Annotated in this window: 15 protein-coding genes; 3 read left to right on the top strand and 12 right to left on the bottom strand. The window is 33.4% G+C overall.

Annotated features, from left to right (window positions below):
- Positions 1–188: 188 nt before the first annotated feature.
- Positions 189–1,211 (bottom strand): NAD(P)H-dependent glycerol-3-phosphate dehydrogenase, encoded by a 1,023-nt coding sequence (locus RM51_RS14265; protein WP_052248520.1) that lies wholly within the window; start codon positions 1,209–1,211, stop codon positions 189–191.
- 242 nt (positions 1,212–1,453) lie between these two features.
- Here RM51_RS14265 and RM51_RS14260 point away from each other — a divergent pair, with 242 nt between their 5' ends.
- Entirely contained in the window at positions 1,454–2,464 is a 1,011-nt protein-coding gene (locus tag RM51_RS14260) for a M23 family metallopeptidase (protein ID WP_039370921.1), read from the top strand.
- Positions 2,465–2,522: 58 nt separating this feature from the next.
- On the opposite strand, the gene RM51_RS14255 is transcribed toward RM51_RS14260, so the two are convergent.
- The 4 genes from RM51_RS14255 to RM51_RS14240 all read right to left on the bottom strand — a co-directional run bounded on the left by RM51_RS14255 (position 2,523) and on the right by RM51_RS14240 (position 5,193).
- Positions 2,523–3,173 carry an NAD(P)-dependent oxidoreductase gene (locus RM51_RS14255; protein ID WP_039370918.1) on the bottom strand — a complete coding sequence of 217 codons (651 nt, stop codon included), beginning with the start codon at positions 3,171–3,173 and terminating at the stop codon, positions 2,523–2,525.
- Positions 3,174–3,232: 59 nt separating this feature from the next.
- The gene (locus RM51_RS14250; RefSeq protein WP_039370915.1) at positions 3,233–3,643 is read right to left on the bottom strand and encodes an Rrf2 family transcriptional regulator; all 411 of its coding nucleotides are present in this window, start codon (positions 3,641–3,643) and stop codon (positions 3,233–3,235) included.
- Positions 3,644–3,700: 57 nt separating this feature from the next.
- Complete coding sequence (locus RM51_RS14245; protein WP_039370913.1) at positions 3,701–4,651, bottom strand: hypothetical protein; 951 nt, start codon at positions 4,649–4,651, stop codon at positions 3,701–3,703.
- 107 nt (positions 4,652–4,758) lie between these two features.
- Complete coding sequence (locus RM51_RS14240) at positions 4,759–5,193, bottom strand: FKBP-type peptidyl-prolyl cis-trans isomerase (RefSeq protein ID WP_052194148.1); 435 nt, start codon at positions 5,191–5,193, stop codon at positions 4,759–4,761.
- A 209-nt stretch (positions 5,194–5,402) separates the two neighbouring features.
- On the opposite strand from RM51_RS14240, the gene RM51_RS14235 reads away from it, so the two are divergent.
- On the top strand, positions 5,403–6,404 hold the full coding sequence (locus tag RM51_RS14235; RefSeq protein ID WP_039370910.1) for a catalase family protein: 1,002 nt from the start codon (positions 5,403–5,405) through the stop codon (positions 6,402–6,404).
- 76 nt (positions 6,405–6,480) lie between these two features.
- Here the strand turns inward: RM51_RS14235 and RM51_RS14230 are convergent, their stop codons facing one another.
- The 7 genes from RM51_RS14230 to RM51_RS14200 all read right to left on the bottom strand — a co-directional run bounded on the left by RM51_RS14230 (position 6,481) and on the right by RM51_RS14200 (position 12,499).
- Complete coding sequence (locus tag RM51_RS14230) at positions 6,481–7,527, bottom strand: TerC family protein (RefSeq protein ID WP_039370907.1); 1,047 nt, start codon at positions 7,525–7,527, stop codon at positions 6,481–6,483.
- A gap of 131 nt (positions 7,528–7,658) precedes the next feature.
- Positions 7,659–8,270 carry a TerD family protein gene (locus RM51_RS14225; RefSeq protein ID WP_039370905.1) on the bottom strand — a complete coding sequence of 204 codons (612 nt, stop codon included), beginning with the start codon at positions 8,268–8,270 and terminating at the stop codon, positions 7,659–7,661.
- Between the two features lie 58 nt (positions 8,271–8,328).
- Positions 8,329–9,249, bottom strand: coding sequence for a hypothetical protein (locus RM51_RS14220; protein WP_039370903.1), 921 nt, complete (start codon positions 9,247–9,249; stop codon positions 8,329–8,331).
- Positions 9,250–9,288: 39 nt separating this feature from the next.
- Positions 9,289–10,449, bottom strand: coding sequence for a toxic anion resistance protein (locus RM51_RS14215; protein WP_084111149.1), 1,161 nt, complete (start codon positions 10,447–10,449; stop codon positions 9,289–9,291).
- Positions 10,450–10,454: 5 nt separating this feature from the next.
- Positions 10,455–11,009 carry a TerD family protein gene (locus RM51_RS14210; RefSeq protein ID WP_039370900.1) on the bottom strand — a complete coding sequence of 185 codons (555 nt, stop codon included), beginning with the start codon at positions 11,007–11,009 and terminating at the stop codon, positions 10,455–10,457.
- On the bottom strand, positions 10,999–11,823 hold the full coding sequence (locus RM51_RS14205; RefSeq protein ID WP_039370897.1) for a phosphoribosyltransferase family protein: 825 nt from the start codon (positions 11,821–11,823) through the stop codon (positions 10,999–11,001). Before RM51_RS14205 ends, RM51_RS14210 begins: the two co-directional genes overlap by 11 nt.
- A gap of 1 nt (position 11,824) precedes the next feature.
- Complete coding sequence (locus RM51_RS14200) at positions 11,825–12,499, bottom strand: HAD family hydrolase (RefSeq protein WP_039370895.1); 675 nt, start codon at positions 12,497–12,499, stop codon at positions 11,825–11,827.
- 674 nt (positions 12,500–13,173) lie between these two features.
- Here RM51_RS14200 and fusA point away from each other — a divergent pair.
- Positions 13,174–15,240: an elongation factor G gene (fusA, locus tag RM51_RS14195; protein ID WP_039370892.1), complete on the top strand. Its 2,067-nt coding sequence runs from the start codon at positions 13,174–13,176 to the stop codon at positions 15,238–15,240.
- The last annotated feature ends 141 nt before the right edge of the window (positions 15,241–15,381 follow it).

Here is a 15,381-nt window from a genome sequence, read left to right as displayed (position 1 = left end):
ATTTTATATCAAATTTCGGGAAAACTTATTAAAATTGATTTGATTTCAGCATCTTATTTTGATCATTTTCAACATTTTTTCCCTACGAAGAAAATACAATGGAAAATATCAATTGATTGAAATTGAATCTATAAATAAAAAGCACCGACAAAATTATCGGTGCTTTTTATATTTGTTTGTATTCGTTTTTAATTCAGTTTCGTAGTCAATTTTTTGAACTGTTTTTCTGCATTTTTCCCTTCATACAAAATTCCGTACACCGTATCGACGATTGGAAGCTTTAAGCCTTTTTCTTTTGAAGTTTTATAAATAGAATCCGCTGCATAATATCCTTCCGCTACCATGTTCATCGACTGAATTGCAGATTTTACGGTATACCCTTTTCCTATAAGATTTCCTAAGTTTCTGTTTCTCGAGAATAAAGAGTAAGCTGTCACCAATAAATCTCCTAAATATGCACTTTCATTGACATCTCTAGGCGCTTCATAGATAGCTTCCAGGAATGTTTCCATTTCACGGATGGCATTAGAAACAAAAACAGCCGTAAAGTTGTCTCCATATCCTAATCCACTTGCAATTCCTGCCCCGATTGCAAAAATATTTTTAAGAATCGCACTATATTCGTTTCCTAAGATATCTTTACTGGAATGAACCTTAATAAAATCCGAATTAAAAATACCAACTAGTTTTTCTGAAATTTCATCTTCTACAGTGGCAATTGTAAGGTAAGAAAGTCTTTCCATCGCCACCTCTTCTGCGTGACAAGGTCCTGCAATCACCGCCTGATTTCTGAATCCAATCTTGAATTCATCTCTAAGATAGTGAGCAACCACATCATTCACTTTAGGAATAATTCCCTTGATTGCCGAAACGAAAATTTTGTCTGTGTACTCACAACTCATTTTATCCAACGTGTCTGAAAGATAAATTGAAGGTGTTGCCAATACTACAACATCACACGCAGAAACTAATTCATTAATATCTGTTGTAAGTTTTAAATTTTTAAGGTTAAAATTTACAGCCGTAAGATAAGTCGGATTGTGACCACGAAGCTCAATTGCTCCTTTTACAAACTCATTTCTTACACACCAATGCACTACTTTACAGTTTTCAACCAGCATTTTTACAATTGCCGTAGCAAAACTTCCGCTTCCTACAACGCCTACAGCAATGTCTTTTTTATTCTTTTTGGAATTTGATGATTCTGACATTATCTTATTTTTTGCCATAATTGATTGTGAACTGCAAATATATTAAAACAAAGATTGCGTGGGACTTTTAATAGCATGATAAAAGCCATTTTTAGATAAAATTAACACTTGCACACAATTAAATATCTAATTAACCGTTAAATAGATAAAAAACTAAATTTTTACCACAAATATTCTTAAAAAATTATTTTTAATTAAATTTGCACACTCAAAACCGTTTTTAAATACTAAGAAAAGAAAAAATGAAGAGATTTCTAAGCAGCAAAAAGAACGTAAATTTCCTCTTAGGTGGACTTTTATCAGTAGTTTTTGCACAAGGTATATTCATTGCAAAATTATTTTCTGAAAAAGACAATAAGAATTACGAAGTAAACCTTGTAAAAATAAACACTGAAAGAGACAGTGTAGATTATCTGAAAATGAAAACTGATCTTGCATTAGTAGATCAAACTGTAAGTGAACTGAACTCCTTCCTAAGATCAAAAGATATTACGAATGGAAAACTGACAGTTCTGAGCAAGGATAGTATTTCCAACTCTATTTATCTTGCAAAACAGGCCAACCGATACAGTCAATATTTGATGGATCTTCAGAAAAAATTGATGCAGGTTCCTCTAGGAATGCCTACTGACGGATATATTTCATCAAATTTCGGAATCAGAAAAAACCCTATTCCTTTTAAAACAGTATATGCTTCTGTAAAGCCTAACGTTGCAGCACCAGTTGCCGCTTCCACTCCTGCTCCTGAAGTAAAAGTAGAACCTGTAGAAAAAATCATTGAAGTAACCGACAGCTACGGAAATAAAAGAGAGGTAAAAGTAATGGTAACTCTAAAAGCTGCTCCAGCCGTTGCTGCCAATTCAACTCCGGCAAAATCTTCTGTTGCCACAACATCTAAAACAGGTATCGAAAAGAATAATCCTCCTGCTGAAGCAGATCAAATGCAGTTCCATAAAGGATTGGATATTGCGGTTGCATTTGGTTCCGACGTAAAAGCAGCAGCGGCTGGAACTGTAATTTTTTCAGGCCAAAAAGGAGGGTATGGAAATTGCGTAATTGTCTCTCACGGAAATGGTTTGGCTACGCTTTACGGACATTTATCTCAGCTTATTGCCAAGGCAAACGATAAGGTAAAAGTAGGACAGGTAATTGCAAAGTCTGGAAATTCCGGACGTTCTACGGGACCTCATCTTCATTATGAAGTACACAAAAACAATACTCCGGTAAATCCGAAGTTGTTTATGAATTTATAAAATTTCGGGCGGCACCAAAGGTGCCGCCCGAAATTTTAAATATATATTAGATAACCTATTAGTAAGCCGCTGTAAAACGCTCACGAATATGGTTGTTTTGTTCTAATTCATCGACTAATACTACAGCAACATCTTCTACAGAAAGTACACTTCTTCCTTCCTCATTAAATACAGGATTTTCTAAAGCGGTTCTATATTTTCCTGTTCTTACTCCCGCAGTTCCCTGATGCATTTCAATTGCCGGGCTGAAGAATGTCCAGTCTAATGTTTTATTTTCTTTAATCTTGTTCAGGTAATCTCTTGCTGCAGTTGCCCCCGGTTTTATTTCTGTCGGAAAATCTGGTCCGTCTACCAACTGGTTTCCATCAATAAATAAACTTCCTGCTCCACCAACGGTAATAAATCTTTTCACTCCTGATTTTTCAACTGCATTTTCGATATTTACGGATCCGTTTAGGAAATCATCATACAGATTAGGATTCGTCCAACCTGCATTGAAAGCACTGATTACCGCATCATTTCCTTGTAAAGCATTCGATAATTCATCAACATTGTTCACGTCCACACTTTTTGCAGATACGTTTTCGTTTTGCTGAACCTTAGAAGCATCTCTTACAATAGCTTCCACTTTATACCCTCTGTTTGCTAATTCGTTTACTATTTGTGTTCCCACAAACCCAGTTGCACCGATTACTGCTACTTTTTTCATAATATTATATTTTAAAATTAAATTGTAATAAATTTTGTTACATTTATAGATAAAAAATTTTATTCAAACTGATCGCTAAATTCCTGAAGTGATTTGTTTCCTAAAAATTTTACAACCAATTCATCTGTTTCTATAAATAATTGAGTCAGATGATTATTTATTTCCTTTCCGACACTACAAGCCGGATTCGGATTTTGATTTTTCTTTCCTAAAACATCTGTATTCCTCACTACTGAATAGATTTCAGAAATAGAAATTGAATCTGCTTTTTTAGAAAGCTGGCTTCCTCCCTCTTTTCCTTGTTTACTCACAATAAGCCCTCCTTCTCTCAATACACTGATCTCTTTACGTATGATAACAGGGTTTATATTGATACTACCTGCAATCCACTCAGAACTTAACCAATCCTGAGGCGATTTTGCCAATAGTGTCATAATATGTATTGCCGTAGCAAATCTTGTATTGTTCATTTTTACATTGCAAAGATAAACAAATTTATAATTGTAACAAGTTTTATTACAATTAAATTATAATATTAATTTATCTAAGTCTAAAAGCAGGTAATTAATATTCTGATTAATCGTTCTGGTTGCCGACTGCATCTGATTAAGCATTGCCGCTCTGTCATGCAGATCATTGGCTCTGTAATATCCACCATCACTAAAAATCACTGAATGATCTGCGGCATTTTTATCATCATCAAACTGATAATGAAGCCATCTCTCTTTCATACTGCTGATAATGGAATGCTGTTCTTTATTTGAAAATTTCTTTTCGGTGTACATATACCAAATGAATGGCGGAAAATTGGGAGATTCAAGTTTTTCATTCCAAATGTCTCTTAAAAGGTTTCTCTGATGAATAAATTCTACTTTTTTACCTTTAGGATTAAGAGTAGCCAATCCAAAACCGGCTCCTAAAACCCCTCCACTTATATCAATCGCATTGCTCCAACCTTCACTTTTCACAATTCCTCCTGCAATTGATGCACTGGCTCCAGCAATAATAGAGTATAAAATCATCTTATTATTTCTGGAATCATTCAGATTATCTACATAATTTCCGATTTGCGCCACTCTTTCTCCCTCACAATCAAATTCCGCAGCTACAGCATCCAGTTCGGTAAGAGCAATGGTTATTTTACTATTAATAACACTTTTAAGCTGTAACACTTTCACTTGCGCATTTAAAGAAGAGTCTTTTTTTAGTGTAATAATTTTATGAACCTCATCAAGATTATTCAAAGCATTCAAAATTAAAATACTCTGATCTGAGAAGGTTCCTTTCAATTCTTTATTCGCAGCAATGATTGAATCGGAATTGTAAGAGGGAATTTTATTGGTATAATTGTATTTAAAAGGAGCTTTGCAGTAGCTGTCTCTCAACGTAAGAATATTCTGATTGATGACCTGATTTTTCTTTGAAACGCAGGAAGTCAGCAAACTTAAAATCACTAAACAGCAAAACAAATTTTTCATCGTATATCATTTTGTATGGTCAGGATAAAACTACACTATACTAATATACTATAAATAAAAAAATCCACCCGAATTCAGGTGAATTTTTAATTTATTTTTAAAGAAATTTATTTAATTCCCAATAGCTCCACTTCAAAAACAAGGGTGCTGTTCGGTCCTATTTCCTTACTGATTTCCTGATCTCCATAAGCCAAATGCGGAGGAAGAATCAATCTCCACTTACTTCCAACAGGCATCAATTGAAGAGCTTCTGTCCATCCGGAAATTACTCTGTTCAAAGGAAAAGACGCAGGTGTTCCTCTTTTTACAGAACTGTCGAATACTTTTCCTGTAATTGTAGTTCCGTGATAGTGGCATTTTACGGTAGATCTCGGACCTGGTTTTGCTCCATCACCTTCTGTAATGATCTCATATTGCAATCCGCTTGGCAAAGTTACTACGCTTTCTCTTTTGCCATATTCTTCCATGTATTCTTTACCGTCTTTCAGGTTTTTCTCTGCCAATTCTTTTTTACGTTTAAATAACAAATCTGCTACTCCCATAATTAAATATTTTTACAAAGATAGGATTTTAAGACGGGAAGAAAGAAGTTCTATTTTCTCAGTTTGAAATTATTTAATCCTTTAATTTTCAAATAAGTACAATTAAACATAACTTTATAGTCCTTTAATGCTCTAAAAATTCAAATAACTTTAATACTCAGTTAACACCGTTTCCGAAACTTGGCGTTATAATTGGATTTAAAAACTGAATGCCAGATCCATTAAAATATAATAAGAACTTTGATAAGCTTTCGTATGAGGAGAAACAACTTCTGGAAGAAACCAAAAAAAGTATCGCTGATTTTGTAGAGCAATCCGCTTCTATAAGTGATATCAATTATGCTACCAGAAATGCTCATGCTAAAACCTATGCTGTTCTGTCAGGACAATTTATTATCGACACTCATCTCCCACAGGATTTAAAATATCTTTTTGATAAGGAACAGTATGAAATAACTGCAAGGCTTTCTAACGCGAACCTGAAAATACAGAAAAATAAAAAAGATATTCCGGCTTATGGATTTTCCATTAAGATAAAAGACGATTTGGGACGTACGATCTCAAACTACCCTTTGGTGAATTTCCCTTTGCTACCCATCAATTCAGTATCCACATTTTTAAAAACCTTTACTGCAATCAATAGGTTTTATCTCAAAAAATGGGGCAATTGGCTTTCGTTTGCAAAGAATATTTGGAAAACGATTCCTTCTTTATTTACATTATCTTTTATACAACATAGTATCGGTCTTTTTTTCAAAAGAAATGATTTTATTTTATCGTTTGACTATCATTCTGTAGGAGCTTACAGACTGGATGATAAAATGATGAAAGTAAAAATAAGCCCAAAACAGGTTCAAAAAAAATTCGGAACGAGAAGAGATGTAAAGAAGGCTTTAAAAAACTATTTTGAAAGCAATGATTATACGGCTGAAGTTTTCATTCAATTGTGCTACAATCTAAAAGATCAGCCAATCAATAAATTAAATACTGAATGGAAAAACTCCCCTTTCATAAAATTAGGAGAGATACGGTTTGAAAAAGGCTGTTTCCAGAATTCGAATAGCTGCGAGAATGAACTATTGTCTTTTAATCCTTTTGAAAGTGCCGAGATTTTTCAACCGGTAGGAAAGATTCAAAAATTGAGGGATGAAGCGTATAAGGTTTCTCTACAGACAAGAAAAAAGATCAATAAGCTCCTGAAATATAAATAATACTGTTGGAAATCCTTCCCTGATTATCACTAGAAACAAAAAAGGTTGCCTCATTTGAGACAACCTTCTTTATTTTTTATTCTTCTATTTCTTTTTCTTTATCTCCGGTCACTTTTTCCGGGAAAATAATTGATAAAAGAACCGAGATTACTAATACTCCTCCAACAATTCCTAATGATACTGGTGACGGAATGTGAATCCAAGGTGCAATTAACATTTTTACCCCAATGAAGGACAAGATAACGGCTAATCCGTAAGGTAATTTGCTGAACATATGAATGAAGTTCGCCAAAAGGAAATACAAAGATCTTAATCCTAAAATTGCAAAGATATTTGATGTATATAGGATAAACGGATCATTTGAAATCGCAAAAATCGCAGGAATAGAATCCACCGCAAAAAGAACGTCGGTAAACTCAATTACAGCCACAACTACTAATAGCGGAGTTGCCATTTTTATTCCATTCTGAATGGTAAAGAATTTATCTCCGTCATAATTATCTGAAACTTTCCAGAACTTTTTCACCAATCTCGCTCCCGGTGTATCACTGAAATCTTCATTGTCATCTTCTTCTCCTTCTCCCCAAGATTTAATTCCGGCATACACAAGAAATAATCCGAACAGGGTCATCACAATATTGATCTTCACAGGATGCCCGAAAATATTCATTTCAGGAAGGTATGTAAGATTGATAAGACCTACTCCCGCAAAAATGAAAATGGCTCTAAAAATCAATGCTCCAATGATTCCCCAGAAAAGAACTTTGTGATGAAGGTGCTTCGGAACTTTAAAGAATCCGAAAACAAGGATAAATACGAATAAGTTATCTACGGAAAGTGCCTTTTCTATCCAATAGGCAGCTTGATATTGTGTAAATTTCTCCACTGCAAGAGCATGACTTTCCGGTGAACCGTCTGTATTGAACGCCCAATATACAACCCCTGAGAAGATCATTGACAAAGAAATCCATACAATAGACCAGATGGTAGCTTCTTTGGAAGAAACTTCATGACTTTTTTTATTGAAAACCCCTAAGTCAAGGAGCAACATGATAACTACCGTTATCGCAAATCCCCAAACCAGACCGGGATGAAGATCTAAAATACCTTGATGTTTATCCACTTTTTATGTACTTATATTATATGATAAAAGCAATAGCTGTACGAGGTACAAGTATTGCCGTTTTAATTATATTTTAAAATCATTCTATCTGAATAGGTTCCTATCAACCTATTGATGATGAATGTATGTTTCTACAAATATTTTTGTTTCACCGTCTCTATAGTCTGCTGAAGTTTTTTATCTGCAGTAGGATCTCCGATGGCGTTGAATTTCCATTCTCCGTTTCTTTTGTAGAAAACTCCCATTACCATTGCAACGTGACCTTTGAAAGAGGCATCGTTTGCAATATCATATTTAGCAAAAACTTCTCTTACATTGGTTGGGCTTCCTTCATAAATTCTGATAGAGGCAAAAGGAATTGTTCCGAAATCCTGACCTTTGTAGCTGTTTAATACTAATGCTACGTGTTCAACATTAGAATCCAAATTACTGAAATCTACGGTGATCACTTCATTATCCAACCCATCATCTCCGTTTACATCTCCTGTTAAATCATCACCACTATGTTTTACAGAACCATTTTTAGATTTTAGGTTTCCAAAATAAATGACTTCCGTTGCATTTTTATTTGAATCATATAAAATACAGCTTCCGTCTAAGTCTACTGCTTCTCTTGTAACCCCACCGAAAAAACCTTTTTTCTCAATTGCACCCCAGTTGATTCCTACACAAGCCTGGGTAAGCGTAGTTCCATTTTCTTTTGTCAGATTAATTCTTTGACCTTTTTGTAAGTTAATAGCCATTTTATGTTTAGTTTTTTAAATTTAAATTATTAAAAAGACACCTTTACGATTTAAAATTTTAATTATTAATATTCAAATTCAACATAGCACGAAGAATGTTTGTTTCTTCATTTACATCAAATATTTTGCTCATAATATCAATACTTTCCAGATTTCTTAAATAGTCTTTTAAGACAAATTCTACATCATCCGGTAAGGTTCTTTTTCTTTCGTGAATGGTTTCTTCTAGTTCTTCATTTTTATTTTTCAACTGATTAATAATTGAAATTTGATTAGATTCATTTTCAGAAGTATTCAGATATGATAATTCATCATCTATTAAATACATTTCTTTTTCTTCAACATTAAATATAAAGTGCTCATCTGACTGAAATATTTTAAACAATTCATATTCATTTCTGTTGATTCTATAACCACAGATGAAACGAACTTTAAAGTTCTGTATATTCAGCTTACCCAGAAGCTTCCTTTCTATCGAATAATCCTGATATTTATAAGATGAAATCGAATGTGATTTCAGTTTACTTTCATCAGCTTCCGTTCTGTAAAATTCTGAAGAGTATCTTTTCTGAAAATACAAAACATCATTCCAATTCAGGGTAAATTTATCCTCTGTAAGGTCTTTATACAGTTTTTTCAGATGCTGTGAAAATACTCCACTATATATTTTTCTGTCTGTTTCGAAACTATCAATTTTTCGTTCTTCAAAAGTCGAAATATATTGATTGTTAATATTTATCTCATTAATAACCGCCAACAGATCATTTTCCTTCTTTTTTTTGATCTTGGTAAGCAATTCTATTAAACTGTCTGTATACTGAAGATGAAAAAGCTCTAATTTGTTATAATCTAATGTCTTATTTTCTTCAAAAAGTTTATGTATAATATCCGTCTTGATATAAATGGAAATTATATCAACATTTTCAAAAAAATTTGAAAGAAGCTTAAGTTTTGTTAACCTTCTTTTACTTTGAGACATTATGCTTACAGCGTCATCATCCACTTTGTACTGTATATATTAACTTCTGATATTTGCTTTTAGTTCGTGTTCCAATGTCTGTAAATCCTGATCCAGCTTTCTTCTGTTTTCTGCTCCCTGTTTTTGGATCTGTTTTACTTCATTTAAAGTACTGATCAACATATTGGTTGTTTCTCTTAATGTTTCAGCAGAGACAATAGTCTGTTCATTGGCTCTTGCTACATTTCTTGAATTCTGACCAAGTCTTTCCGCATTTTTTCTTAAAATTTCCTCTGTTGTAGAAGAAACTTTCTGCTGAATTTCAATATTTTGCTGTTGTCTGTGCATTGCAACAGCCAAAGAAAGCTGATTTTTCCAAACCGGCAACGTTGTCGTAAGAATCGTTTGCGCCTTTTCTGCAATAGAAACGTTATTATTCTGAACCAGTCTGATCTGAGGAAGAGACTGCATCATAATAAGACGAACCACTTTAAGATCTGCCATTCTTCTGTCTAGCCTTGCAATAAAATCTCTTTTATCTGCAATCTGATAATCAGCATAATTCTGAACATTAGCTTCCATTTCGGCAAGTTCCTGAGATGCTCTTTCCATTCTTAAATTTCCAGCCACCACAAGATCCTCAATCTGCTTAATAGAATTGATATTGCTGTCAAAAATAGTCTGCAAAACAGCATTGTCTTTAGACGAAGTAATGATTCCTGCATTTACTTTATGAGAAATCTGGTCAATATTATTGACGATTTTATCATATTTAGCAAAAAGATTTTCTACTTGCGTCATCACCTTTTTCATAAATGGCAACCTGCTTAAGAAACCTTTTACAGGATTTTTATTGTTGATTTCATCTACATCTACATAATTAAGCTCGATCAGTAAATTATTGATCAGCTCTCCTACTTCTCCGGAATTTGACCTTCTTACATTTCCTAAGAAACTATCACTTTGATTGGCTAATGTTTTTTGAAGATCCGCACCGAAATTCACAATAGATCCCGGATTGGTTTCATCAATCGCATTTGCCATCGTTTCGTACTTCTGACGCTCTTCTACCTGTAACTGAGTAAGATTCACATTTCCATCTCTGTCTACAAGAACAGGAGCAGTACCCTGAACTGAAGGTGTCACAGGAGTAGGCTCAAACGTTTTTAGAGGTTCTATTGACTGAAGTGGATCAATAGACTGGTTAGGTTGATTATCCATGATAATTATTGATAAATTGATACAAATTTCTCAAGACCTTCTCTTTGCCCGGCTCCAACCGCTTCAAATTTCCATTCTCCGTTTCTGTTGTAAATTCTTCCGAACTCAACTGCCGTTTCTATTGAGAAATCTTCATCTAATTCATATTTTAAGATTTCTTCATTCGTATCCGTATTAAAAATTCTGATGAAAGAATTTCTTACTTGTCCAAAATTTTGTTTTCTAGCATCTGCATCGTGAATGGTAACTACCACAGTGATTTCCTTTACAGCAGCATCAATTTTTGTCAGATCAATTTTAATTTGCTCATCATCTCCAGCTCCATCACCAGTTAAATTATCACCAGAGTGAATCACTGCTTTATCCGGAGATTCAAGATTATTATAAAAAACAAAGTGATTATCAGAAATTAACTTTTTATTTTCCCCCAATAAAAATAAAGAGGCATCCAAATCAAAAGCAGTTCCTGTAGATGTATTGTTGATATCCCATCCTAAACCTACTGTAAATTTAGGTGCATTTATATTTTCTCTTTGTCCTTTCTGTAAGTTAATAGCCATAATATAATTCGGTTTGTGTTAATATGTTTATATTGTTTTCGTATTCTTTTATTAAATGGTAGTTGTTGCTAATTGCTAATTCCAACAAATGATCCATTTGTTCCTTTTTTACTTTAGACGAAAGATATTCAAATTTACTTGATTCTAACCCTAAAATATATTTTACAATCCTTGTATTAAACTGAAAACTGTCCTTCAGCATAACTTCTGCAATGTGTTCTATAGTGTTCACTGCAAAATAATTGAAGAAGTTTTCAATTGTCGGATCGATCTCAAAATTCATCAGTTCAGCATAATACATGAATAAAAATTCTCCCTCAACATTATATTGTTTTAAAATTTTATTCACGGTAAATTCATGACTTCCTGTGATTTTGATATCGTCTATAAAAATACAAAGTTTTCCTCTTAAAAAATCTTTATCCAGATAATAAGTATCATTGGCAATCAAATTTTTACGATCTTCAAAACTTAGATTTCCATAATCTGTCGTATAGGTATGATTTCTGTTAATTTTTGATAGAATGCTTGATTTTTTTCCTTTTTGAAATAAATAAAAATCCAGATGCTTCTTAAAATAAAAACATAAAAAATTGGAAGCTGTTGGAATTGACATATAAGGACTTGGCAAAACCACGATTTCTTTATCTGTCTCTAAAAGCTGCTCATTATCTGCAATAAAACCCTCGAATAATTCTTTTGCAAATTTCTCTGCATACGACTTATCGCCATATTTAAAATAGCTGTACTCTGCAGGAGAAAAACTGAATTCTTCCGCAGAATGAATGTGGTGTAAGCTGTATCTTTTATTCATATTATAATTTGTGTGTAAGTAAATGTGCACTGAAACCAAAATCTTTAGCTCCCTTATAATCAGCAATCGGATTATCACCAATATGCAAAATCTGATGCAGCTCAAGATCCTGATTTTTAATCTTATTTTTCACTTCCTGAAATACAAAAGGATTCGGTTTTGAACAGTTTAATTCATCAGAATAAATATGAAAATCGATATATTGATCAAGGTTCTCATTGATCAAAAATTTCCTCATTGTTTTTCCTTGAATAAATCCTGTATTACTAAGAATATTTATTGTTTTCCCTTGATTTTTAATTTCATCAAATACTTCATGAATATTTTCGAAAATCACAAGAGGACTATATTCCAAAAACAAGTCTTCGCTTTTCTGATAAAACCTATTCAAATCCTCTTTATCTAAATGATTTACAGAAACATTCAATGCATTTAATATCAATAAATAAATTTCAAAAGTAGCAATATTACCTCCGGTAATTTCATTAATAGAGTTACAAAGATCATCATAATATTTTACCACTTTCGCTACTTCAGCAATAGGTTTATTTACATTAAAAAATGAGGCGAACAGCTCAACTCTTTTTGCTTTAAATTCGGGATGAGATTTGATTAAAGTGAGCCATAAGTCAAAAGAAAAATGACTATGGTTGTGAATATCGATATCTGTTTTCAAGACATTTACAAGTTAAAAGTTTTGATTTAGCTCTTTCTTTGAAAAAGATTTATTTTTTTTCATCTATTTGTGTTTGAATTACTCAATTCTTCCCAAAGATAAAATTTTTAAATTAACCACTCAATTTAGTTCACTGTTTTAAGATATTTTTATGATTTGAAAATTTATTTTACAAAAATTTTTGTCAATTGATTTTTTTTTCTAATTTCGCAACCGATTAACAATCAACAATGTCAACAAAAATGATAAATATTATAACATTAAGCAATCCTATCAGAGCTGTGTACTTTGGTAGCACTAAATATTTATCTGAATAACGATCGACCTTTATACAACAAAAAATATAACAAAGGCCTATCTGTTCAGATAGGTCTTTTTTGCTACCCTACTTTTCAGCTTTTTACATTCGAAAAACTTCTGTTGTTCGGTGATAAAAGTTAGATTTTTTCTTTAAACGCAAAGTTTCTTATAATTAAACTGCATATTTTCAGTGAGCAAAGGATGGCGACAAAGTCGCTGATGAAGTACGCTTCTTAAAATCAATTTTATTGATTTAGGCTTTGCCCTCTTGAATTTAGTTTAAGTTTTAATAAATCTTTGCGTCAAAAAATTCAAAAAAATATCACTCAACATTATTTCAGAAGTTTAAAAATCAACAATTTAAATTAAACAAAATGAAATACAACACACGAAATATAGGGATAATAGCACACGTCGATGCCGGAAAAACTACGCTCACGGAAAGATTGCTTTATTACACGGGAATGATCCACAAAATAGGAAACGTAGACGAAGGAAATACCACGATGGATAAAGACATTCAGGAGAAAAACCGAGGAATCACGATTTCATCTGCTGCGATTTCTACACAATGGAAAAAAAATGATAACGTTTTCAATATCAATATTATTGATACTCCAGGACACATTGATTTTGCAGTGGAAGTTGAACGTTCTTTACGAGTTTTGGATAGCGTTGTTGCCGTTTTCTGCGCTTCTTCGGGAGTTCAGCCACAAACGGAAAACGTTTGGTTCCAAGCAGAAAAACATGGAATTTCCAAGATTTGTTTCATTAATAAAATGGATAGAATCGGAGCTGATTTCTTTGCTGTTTTGAATGAAATTAAAACCAAACTGGATGCAGTTCCTTTGGCCTTGCAAATTCCGATGGGCTCTGAAAACAATTTTGAAGGCGTTATTGATTTAATCAAACAAAAATCATTGTACTGGATCGATGAAAACGGAGAAACAATTGTAGAAACAGAAATTCCGGAAAATTATAAAGATGAAGCAGATGAATGGAGAATGAAATTAATGGAAAATTTGGCCGAATTCGACGAAAAGTTTTTTGAATATTTCCTAGATTCTGAAACTCAAATTTCTGAAGAGATGATTTTTGAAGCCATACAAAGAGTTTGTCAGTCAAGAAGTTTAGTTCCTGTTTTATGTGGTTCTGCTTTTAAGAATAAAGGCGTTCAACCTTTACTTGATGCCATTGTAAGTTATCTTCCAGCTCCAAATCAGTTGCCTTCTATTACAGGAAAAGATGCGAAAACGGAAGAAACAATCGAGCTTGAAAGAAATGAAGAAGAAACTTTTTCAGGATTGGTTTTCAAGGTTGTCATTGATAAACATATGGGTAAACTGGCGATGCTTAGAATTTATTCAGGAAAGATAAAATCTGGTGATACCGTTCAAAATGTTAGAACGGGTGAAAGTTTCAGGATTTCGAGGATTTTGCAGATGCAGTCGGACAAAACGTTAACGATTGAAGAAGGAAAAGCGGGAGATATCGTTGCTTTAACAGGAATAAAAGATGCAAAAACAGGAGATTCTTTATCATGTATTGAAAGACCCGTTTTACTTGAATCTATCACGATTCCTGCTCCGGTTATCCGTGTTTCGATTGAACCGAAAACGAATGCTGATGAAAAATCTTTCGGATTGGTTTTAGCGAAAATTCAGGAAGAAGATCCGTCATTAGTTGTTGAAAGAGACAAACAGACAGGTGAAACATTATTGAGTGGTTTGGGAGAATTGCATCTTGAAGTAACTTTAGAAAAGATTCGGTTGAATCATGGAATTGAAATCAATCAAGGAAAACCGAAAGTTTCGTACAAGGAAATTTTAACGGAAACCAGAATACACAGAGAAAAACTTTCTAAACAAAACGGTGGAAGCGGACAATTTGCCGACATCACTTTTGAAATCGGACCTCGAGAAGATAATGAAATCGGTCTGGAATTCATTAATCAAATTAAAGGAGGTGTGATTCCGAGTGAATTTATTCCGTCCGTTGAAAAAGGTTTCAGAGAAGCGATGGAAAATGGAGTTTTGAGTGGAAATCCTTTGGAAAGTATGAAAGTTACACTTCTGGATGGCTCGACTCACAGTAATGATTCTCATGCTCAAGATTTTGAAATTGCGGCAAGAGATGGTTTCAGAGAAATTGGAAAATCTTGTAAGCCTAAATTAATGGAACCCATTATGAAGGTTGAGATTCAATCGATTGAAGAATACACAGGAGTTGTGGCCGCAGACATCAACAAGCGAAGAGGAATCATCACTTCGATTGATGAAAAATCAGGAAGAAAAATTTTCACGGCGGAAGTTCCTTTGGCTTCTACTTTCGGATATATTTCTGATCTGAGAACGTTGACGAGCGGTAGAGCTTCGATCAGCATGAAATTGTCGCACTATGCTTTAGTTCCTGATTTCATCGCGAATACATTAATGACCTAAAAAAACAAGGGCTGTAAATTTTATTTTGCAGTCCTTGTTTGGGTTATAGAGGTGAATTGTGAATTTTTTCTCTCGCGGATTTTGCTGATTGCGCAGATTTTTGCGTGATATTTTAACTTCCATCTTCTTGATTCGAGCTTC

Origin of the sequence: Chryseobacterium taiwanense (genome assembly GCF_000813825.1) — a bacterium.
Classification (GTDB): domain Bacteria; phylum Bacteroidota; class Bacteroidia; order Flavobacteriales; family Weeksellaceae; genus Chryseobacterium; species Chryseobacterium taiwanense.
Note: the sequence above shows the minus strand (reverse complement) of the source record. Positions and strands in the feature narration are given on the sequence as shown.

Excerpts from the sequence above, each read along its gene's own strand:
- RM51_RS14260 (WP_039370921.1), top strand. The coding sequence starts at position 1,454 with ATGAAGAGATTTCTAAGCAGCAAAAAGAACGTAAATTTCCTCTTAGGT.
- RM51_RS14245 (WP_039370913.1), bottom strand. The coding sequence starts at position 4,651 with ATGAAAAATTTGTTTTGCTGTTTAGTGATTTTAAGTTTGCTGACTTCC.
- RM51_RS14215 (WP_084111149.1), bottom strand. The coding sequence starts at position 10,449 with ATGGATAATCAACCTAACCAGTCTATTGATCCACTTCAGTCAATAGAA.
- fusA (WP_039370892.1), top strand. The coding sequence starts at position 13,174 with ATGAAATACAACACACGAAATATAGGGATAATAGCACACGTCGATGCC.
- RM51_RS14265 (WP_052248520.1), bottom strand. The coding sequence starts at position 1,211 with ATGTCAGAATCATCAAATTCCAAAAAGAATAAAAAAGACATTGCTGTA.
- RM51_RS14205 (WP_039370897.1), bottom strand. The coding sequence starts at position 11,823 with ATGAATAAAAGATACAGCTTACACCACATTCATTCTGCGGAAGAATTC.
- RM51_RS14250 (WP_039370915.1), bottom strand. The coding sequence starts at position 3,643 with ATGAACAATACAAGATTTGCTACGGCAATACATATTATGACACTATTG.
- RM51_RS14255 (WP_039370918.1), bottom strand. The coding sequence starts at position 3,173 with ATGAAAAAAGTAGCAGTAATCGGTGCAACTGGGTTTGTGGGAACACAA.
- RM51_RS14220 (WP_039370903.1), bottom strand. The coding sequence starts at position 9,249 with ATGTCTCAAAGTAAAAGAAGGTTAACAAAACTTAAGCTTCTTTCAAAT.
- RM51_RS14240 (WP_052194148.1), bottom strand. The coding sequence starts at position 5,193 with ATGGGAGTAGCAGATTTGTTATTTAAACGTAAAAAAGAATTGGCAGAG.
- RM51_RS14225 (WP_039370905.1), bottom strand. The coding sequence starts at position 8,270 with ATGGCTATTAACTTACAAAAAGGTCAAAGAATTAATCTGACAAAAGAA.
- RM51_RS14235 (WP_039370910.1), top strand. The coding sequence starts at position 5,403 with ATGCCAGATCCATTAAAATATAATAAGAACTTTGATAAGCTTTCGTAT.
- RM51_RS14210 (WP_039370900.1), bottom strand. The coding sequence starts at position 11,009 with ATGGCTATTAACTTACAGAAAGGACAAAGAGAAAATATAAATGCACCT.